Raw genomic sequence first — 6,797 nt, 5'->3', positions numbered from 1 at the left:
CACGGATTACGGCTTTTCATTGTTGCCTAATTTTGCTGATTTATGGCCTATTGAAAACCAAGAAAATAGTGAAATAGTTTATGTTGTGCCTAATGCTAAAGCGCAAGTAGATAGCAAAGTTGATGGATTTGGAAATCGTTGGCATTTGTATTTCTTACACGAATATGATGTACGCAGGGGTATGACCAGAGACATTGCAAATGGTAGACCTTGGAAAAGACATCGTCCTACTGACTTTATGTTGACCTTATGGGATAGAGCTATCGACAGCAGGTATGAATCTACATTTAAACATGTTTGGTTTGCCAACAAAGACGAGCCCGCTGCAGACGCTGTGGGTGACGAACCTGCTCGAGCAGCAATTGCCCTTGGGGATACCGCTATTTACATTCCTGGTCCAGGTAAAGATATTGACTGGCCACAATCAAGACAAAACAATGTGCCTTACTTGGTCTACAGTAATGAAGAGTATAATGAAAGACTTTTTCCTTCTATGAACAAGTGGATTGATGCAACAAGACCTGGTCGCCAACATGTACAAGGGCAGCGCGATTTTATTTTGATGCGCTTGGCTGATGCTTGGTTATTAAGAGCAGAAGCTAAGCTTCAACAAAATAATCCTTCTGGCGCAGCAGACGATATAAATAGAATACGTTTGAGAGCAGCAGTGCCCGGTCAAGAGGCGGCCTCTCAAATCAGTGCGACAGATGTTGATTTAGATTTCCTGCTTGATGAAAGAGCAAGAGAGTTGGTAGGTGAAGGCCACCGTTGGCCAGATTTAGCGCGGACAGGAAAGCTAGTAGAGCGTACCAGATTATATAACCCAGAAGCAGCTACAAATATTCAGGACTATCATACAATACGACCTATACCACAAAATCAAATAGATAGAGCGTTGGGCGGATACCCACAAAACCCTGGGTATCCTCAATAAATTATGTTAGTTGAGTTAGTTTGAATCCTAACCCTCCTTTTTACTATTAAAAGGAGGGTTTTTATTTAAAGAAATGCTACCCTAGTGCTACTATTATATAAAATGTTCTTTGACCATTATTTCTATTGGGATATCCAGATTAAGCTCTGAAGAGTCTTGGTTACTGATAAAATTAAATAAACCTTTCATAGCGATATATCCTTGTTTTTCAGGTTGTTGGTTTATTAAAAAATCAATTTCATTACGTTTTAGACATATTATATTATTCTCGTTTAAATCAAAACCTATTAAAAAAGTATTACTAACATTATACGTATGAAAGATTTTAGGAATTAGATTCACTCGCGAATTTGTTACAAATACCCCCTTTAAGTCCGCGCCTTGAAACCAAGTCTCCATTTCTTCTGTTACACTTAGTGTGTCATATAATGGATGATTAATGGTTTTAATAGCGACATTTTTTCCTATAGATTTAAAAAAAGCCCTAAACCCATCTTCCCGCTGTTTATTATTTACTTGAATACCCCTATCGTTGAGGATATTTACAATAAAGTATTTGCCTTGGTCTCCCACTAAACCATATAGTAATCGACCCGCAACCATACCGGCCTTGTGAGAATCCTGACGAATGAAATTGGTTGGGTTTTGTAATTGTATTTCAGTGTCTAAAAAAACAACTTGTATATCTCTTCTTTTGGTGATTTCTAAGAGTGTATTACACTCTTTTTCAAAGTAAGGAACAGTAATAATTGCATCGTAGTTTTTCAAAAAAATACGTTCAATAGCTTTTTTAAACGAGGTAGATGAAGAACCTGAAAATTGATAATAATCTACTTTCACCCCAAACTCTTTAAGTTCTTTTCGTGCCTTAGAAATTCCCTTCTTTGGCAGACCCCAATAATCAGCACTAGAAGTCAATTCTGGAAGAAGGATAGCAAATTTTATTTTATTTTTTGAGGCGAGTTTTAACCTACTCGCCATCATATTCTTTTTGTACTGATTTTCAGATATAATCTTTAATATCTTATCCTCTGTTGTTTTAGAAACACCACCACGTTTATGCAAAACACGGTCCACTGTACCAATAGAGACATTTGCCAGGGCAGCTATTTGCTTTATTCCTATACTCAAGTATTGAAAATTAAATTATATATGCATAAGATAGTATTCTCGATTTAATCTTTAAAATTTATCAGATATAAAATCTATATTACAATTCAGCAACAGCAATATTCTTGAACTGTATGGTCATTTCTTTACCAGGGTGTAATTGAATACCAATGGGTCCTATTAGGTTTGCCTTTTCAAGCTTGTAGTTCATCACCTCTACGCCATTTAACCAAACTTTATAGGTGTTGCCTATGGCCCTTGCCTTTATTGTATTCCAATCATCTAATTTCAACAATCCTACAATTCCTTCTGCTTCAACAGGGTACCCTAAGGAAGGTACATATGGAGATGCTGTCATATCTCTTTTCAAAGACCCGGATTCACCAATTTGTATTTGGGGATTTTCCTTGTCATCTCCTCTCATGAAAATACCGGAATCAATTGTACCTTCCCCGAACTTAAAATCCATTTGCACTGCGAAATCCTTGTGATTCTTCTTGGTCCATAAGATAGAACCAACTTTATCCGGGTCACTTTTTGCCCAAAGCGCTCCCTCTTCTATTGACCACCATATATTGTCTTTAGGTATCTCCCATTCTTCTAAGCTATTTCCATCAAAAATAGTTTCCCAATAATCATCAATAGATTGACCAAAAGAGCCCGTTGAAAAGGGTAAGACAAAAAGTAGTATAAAAATATGTTTCATTTGAATTCTATTAATATACATTACAGCTGATTAAACTCTATGAACGATTGGGCTATTACCTCTTTTTTAAGTTCTGAGCCACTATGAATAAGAATGCGATATTTAAACGTAGTAGACTCCCCTTCTTTCAATTTAAAATTCAACACTTCTTTTCCCTCAGAAAAAATAGCTTGACCTAGCGGGTTGGCAGCAAAAAGTCCATAACCCCGAGAATGCCAATACGTAGGAAAGCCTACATTATCTTTATTATCAATAATAGTAACGGAAACAGGTTCTCCATTGATATCACTTTCAAGCTTTACCCATTCGTTTCTTGTACCCCACACATCATCTCCAGTTAGCCCTCCACTAGCAAAATAATTACCGTGAACCCCTTCCGTATTTAAAGCCTTTACCTCCGTAATATTTCCTTCTGCATCGGTAAATTCTGCAGGTTTATCAGATGGTAATTCCAATTCACGAGCTACCCTAATTCCCAACATACCTTCTTTGTTATCGTTAAAAGAGACGTCTTTTAGCGCTTTAAGTGTAGTTGTTCTATCAATAATTCGAGTATTACCTACTTCTGAAAAAGCAAATTGAGTCATTTCTTCTAACAAATCAACCATAGTAGGAGATTGCCAAATTGCTTTGACAGTGATTGTACCCTTATCTTCATTCATTCCTAAAATTTCTTGATGGATAATGGTACCATACTTTTGCTTTTCAGCATCTGGTATCGCATAGGAATTATTCCAAAAATCCAATCCATTCACATCACCATAATTAAACCAGAGACCGGCATGATGAGGGTGATCTACACGTTCTCCTGGCCTAGACTCATAAGGAAAGCCTCTGGTTAGCGTTTTACCACTTTTGGTTTGTAACGGGTATAAAATTGGTTTTGGGGTCTGACCGTCATAAATGTAGTTTGTGAACAACGCACCATTTATGTTAACCGCTACTTTTTTATTGGCTTCATCATGGATAAAAGTCACTTTTGAGTTTTGAACCATCTCCGCTACATCTGCATTTACACGCTCAGCTTTTACCTTATTCTCTTTACATGACATAAAAAGTACAGTGACCAGTAAAAAAATTATATTTTTTATTTTAAACATTTACCTCCATTTTTAATATTGAAAAATCTTTCCTCCAGCCAAAACATTTTGGGTGTCTTCATCAAATGTTGACTTTAAGCCAGTTCTAAGTGCCGCAGTTGTCATAATATTAGCGATTGAATGATTGTAACCTGCCTCTATAGGACCATTAGTAGTTTTACGGCTACGAACGCACTCCATCCAATTTAACATATGCGTAGATGTCATATTATCTACACCAGTGTTTGCTGAAGTTACCACCTTAGGTGCGTTATCACTTAGGTTAAAACCTTCTAGCTGATTTGGTTTCATACCCATTCCACTAGCATGTCTTTCACCTAATCCCCCATTATCACTTACTTTATTTGTATCAAGGTTCAACTCTCCACCATTAGAATAGTAAATTTCTTTAGTACCTCCTGCAGAATTGGTAAATCTAGATGAGTACGTTACTTGAAAACCAGAATTCAAATCATCACTTGGGCCATAATCAAAAACAGCTGACATGGTATCAAAATTTCTACGGCCATCTTTCCATAAGTAAATACCGCCATTTGCAGCAACACTTCTTGGATGGTTTAACCCAGAAAACCAATGTACGGTATCAATTTGATGGGACATCCATTGTCCTGGTATTCCTGAAGAATAGGGCCAGAATAGCCTATATTCTAAATATTTTCTTGGATCCCAAGCTGCTTCTGGCCTGTTCATTTGATAACGTTTCCAATCCGTATCAGATTCTCTAATTTCACTCGTAAGTTTTGGTAAACGCCATCTACCCGGTTGGTTTACATTCCAGGTCATTTCTACCATTACGATATCACCAAATTTACCAGATTTTATATAATCATTAGCGGCGTGATAATTAGCCCCACTTCTTCTTTGAGAGCCTATTTGAAAAACAATACCAGAATCCTTTACAGCTTGCATACCAATTCGCGCATCTGCCATTGTTTCAGCAAATGGTTTTTCACAATACACATCTTTTTTAGCATTGGCAGCTTGCACTGTATGTAGGGCATGCTGAAAATCTGCAGTAGAAATAATAGCAGCATCTATCTTGTTATCAGAATACATCTCCTCATTGTTACGCCACTGTTTTATTTTATTACCCGTCATGTCCTTTACAAAAGCAGCACCCTCATCTCTGCGCCTGTTCCATATATCTGAAACACCTACAATTTCAAAATTTTGCGCTTTGCTGTGACCCTTAAAAGCCGGAATCAATGCGCCTTTAGCACGATTCGAAAAACCGACAATACCTACCCTAACACGATCGTTTGACCCCATTATTTTCCTATAGCTACTAGCACTCATTGCATTTGCCCCTAAAACGATTCCTCCAGTGGCCAATGTCGTTTTCTTTATAAAATTTCGTCTATTATTTTCCATAATATATGTTTTAAAATTCCCTTACTTTAATGTTTTTAAATGAAACCTCATCCCCATGATCCTGTAAAAGAATCAAACCTTGTGATAAGCGACCAAAATTTTCCCATTTTTCATATTTACTTTTCTCGACCAATGCCTTGAACATTTGACTAAACCTATCAAACTCAACCACCTTTACTTGATTTAACCAGTGCTCCACATGACCATCTTTGACTACGATACGGGCATTGTTCCATTTACCAACTCCCTTAAAATTCTTACCTCTTGAATTATTAGTGTTTTCTGCTCTAATTAAATCATACAAAGATCCAACCGTTCTATTTCCATTTTTACCCATTTTGGCATCAGGATGTTTTTGGTCGTCCAAAACCTGAAATTCCAATCCAATTGCTGAACCTTCTCCTTTATTTAGTTCTGAATCAACAAAATACTTGATACCACTATTGGCACCTTCGGTAATTTTAAAATCGACACTAAGTTCAAAATCGGCAAATAAATCTGTTGTAACAATATCACCTCCGTTAGCAGACTCAGTCCCTTCAGATGATAATACGGTAAGCATCCCATCTTTTATCTCCCATCCATTATCTGGAAAATCATCCATCTTTGCACCACGCCAACCTGCTGTACTTTTTCCGTCCCAAAGAAAACGCCATCCAGTTCTTACTTCATTATCGGTTAATTGGTTATCCAAATAACTTATTTCAGGAACATCCACATTTACTGTTTTCATTGATTTTTCCAAATCAACGGTTTGTATATTAATGTTTCGCCATCGCACTGTTTTTCCCTCTAAATTTTCATTATGAATACTATGTACTTGAAAAGCTATAAAACCTTCAGCTGTGGTTGCATCTAATAAATTAGCACATTGTATAGTGTTTACCCACGTTCGAATTTTTGAGCCTATTGCTTCTATTCGATAATGATTCCACTCCCCTGGCACAAAAGCATTTTGCCCCTTAGTATTTCTAGTTAATGGATATAGCCAGCCGTTTCTTGCCTCATCATATATTCCACCAGACCATTTTCTTGAACTCGTTTCAATCTCACATTGATAACCATGAACTCTGCCATTCATAATAGAAGGAGTACTTATACTTCTAAACTGTACTCCAGAATTTAATCCGTTTTCAAGAAAGACTTCAAACTCTAAAATAAAATCACCATACTTTTCCGTAGTCGCCATAAAACTATTAGGCGTACCCAATTTTGAAGTGCCTATTAATTCATTATTTTTAATTTCATACTTGGCACTTCCATTTAGTTGCTCAAAATTTTTTAAATCCTTTCCATCGAACAAAACTTCCCAATTATCTTGGGCAGAAATAGTTGCAATTGCTAGGAACAAAGTAAAAATAAATAGCATCTTACATTTATTCATTTATAGATATATTCAGATTTAATTTATGTATCTGTTAATTATTAATGTAATTTATTAATAATATTTATATTCGTTAACGTTAACGAATATAAATATTATTTCTCAATAACAGTCATAGTTTATATATTTATCGCGTATGAAATGTAACTGAACTTAAGGGATGTAAAATAACTATGGAGAAACAAAATTCAT

6 protein-coding genes are annotated in these 6,797 nt (G+C 36.1%); 1 reads left to right on the top strand and 5 read right to left on the bottom strand.

Features of this window, described 5'->3' with window-relative positions; genetic code table 11:
• A partial coding sequence (locus Q360_RS23040) for a RagB/SusD family nutrient uptake outer membrane protein (RefSeq protein WP_036195720.1) occupies positions 1–934 on the top strand: 934 nt, incomplete at its 5' end.
• A gap of 93 nt (positions 935–1,027) precedes the next feature.
• On the opposite strand, the gene Q360_RS0111445 is transcribed toward Q360_RS23040, so the two are convergent.
• The 5 genes from Q360_RS0111445 to Q360_RS0111425 all read right to left on the bottom strand — a co-directional run bounded on the left by Q360_RS0111445 (position 1,028) and on the right by Q360_RS0111425 (position 6,605).
• On the bottom strand, positions 1,028–2,065 hold the full coding sequence (locus tag Q360_RS0111445; RefSeq protein WP_027077225.1) for a substrate-binding domain-containing protein: 1,038 nt from the start codon (positions 2,063–2,065) through the stop codon (positions 1,028–1,030).
• A 79-nt stretch (positions 2,066–2,144) separates the two neighbouring features.
• Complete coding sequence (locus Q360_RS0111440; RefSeq protein ID WP_027077224.1) at positions 2,145–2,750, bottom strand: 3-keto-disaccharide hydrolase; 606 nt, start codon at positions 2,748–2,750, stop codon at positions 2,145–2,147.
• A 20-nt stretch (positions 2,751–2,770) separates the two neighbouring features.
• The gene (locus Q360_RS23035) at positions 2,771–3,850 is read right to left on the bottom strand and encodes a DUF6807 domain-containing protein (RefSeq protein ID WP_211251591.1); all 1,080 of its coding nucleotides are present in this window, start codon (positions 3,848–3,850) and stop codon (positions 2,771–2,773) included.
• A 12-nt stretch (positions 3,851–3,862) separates the two neighbouring features.
• Positions 3,863–5,221 carry a Gfo/Idh/MocA family protein gene (locus Q360_RS0111430; protein WP_027077223.1) on the bottom strand — a complete coding sequence of 453 codons (1,359 nt, stop codon included), beginning with the start codon at positions 5,219–5,221 and terminating at the stop codon, positions 3,863–3,865.
• A 10-nt stretch (positions 5,222–5,231) separates the two neighbouring features.
• Positions 5,232–6,605, bottom strand: a complete 1,374-nt coding sequence (locus Q360_RS0111425) for a 3-keto-disaccharide hydrolase (RefSeq protein WP_051554678.1) — start codon at positions 6,603–6,605, stop codon at positions 5,232–5,234.
• Positions 6,606–6,797 lie beyond the last annotated feature (192 nt).

The sequence above is a fragment of the Maribacter antarcticus DSM 21422 genome, from assembly GCF_000621125.1.
GTDB classification, from domain to species: Bacteria; Bacteroidota; Bacteroidia; order Flavobacteriales; family Flavobacteriaceae; genus Maribacter; species Maribacter antarcticus.
This window is presented reverse-complemented; position numbering and strand designations above follow the sequence as displayed.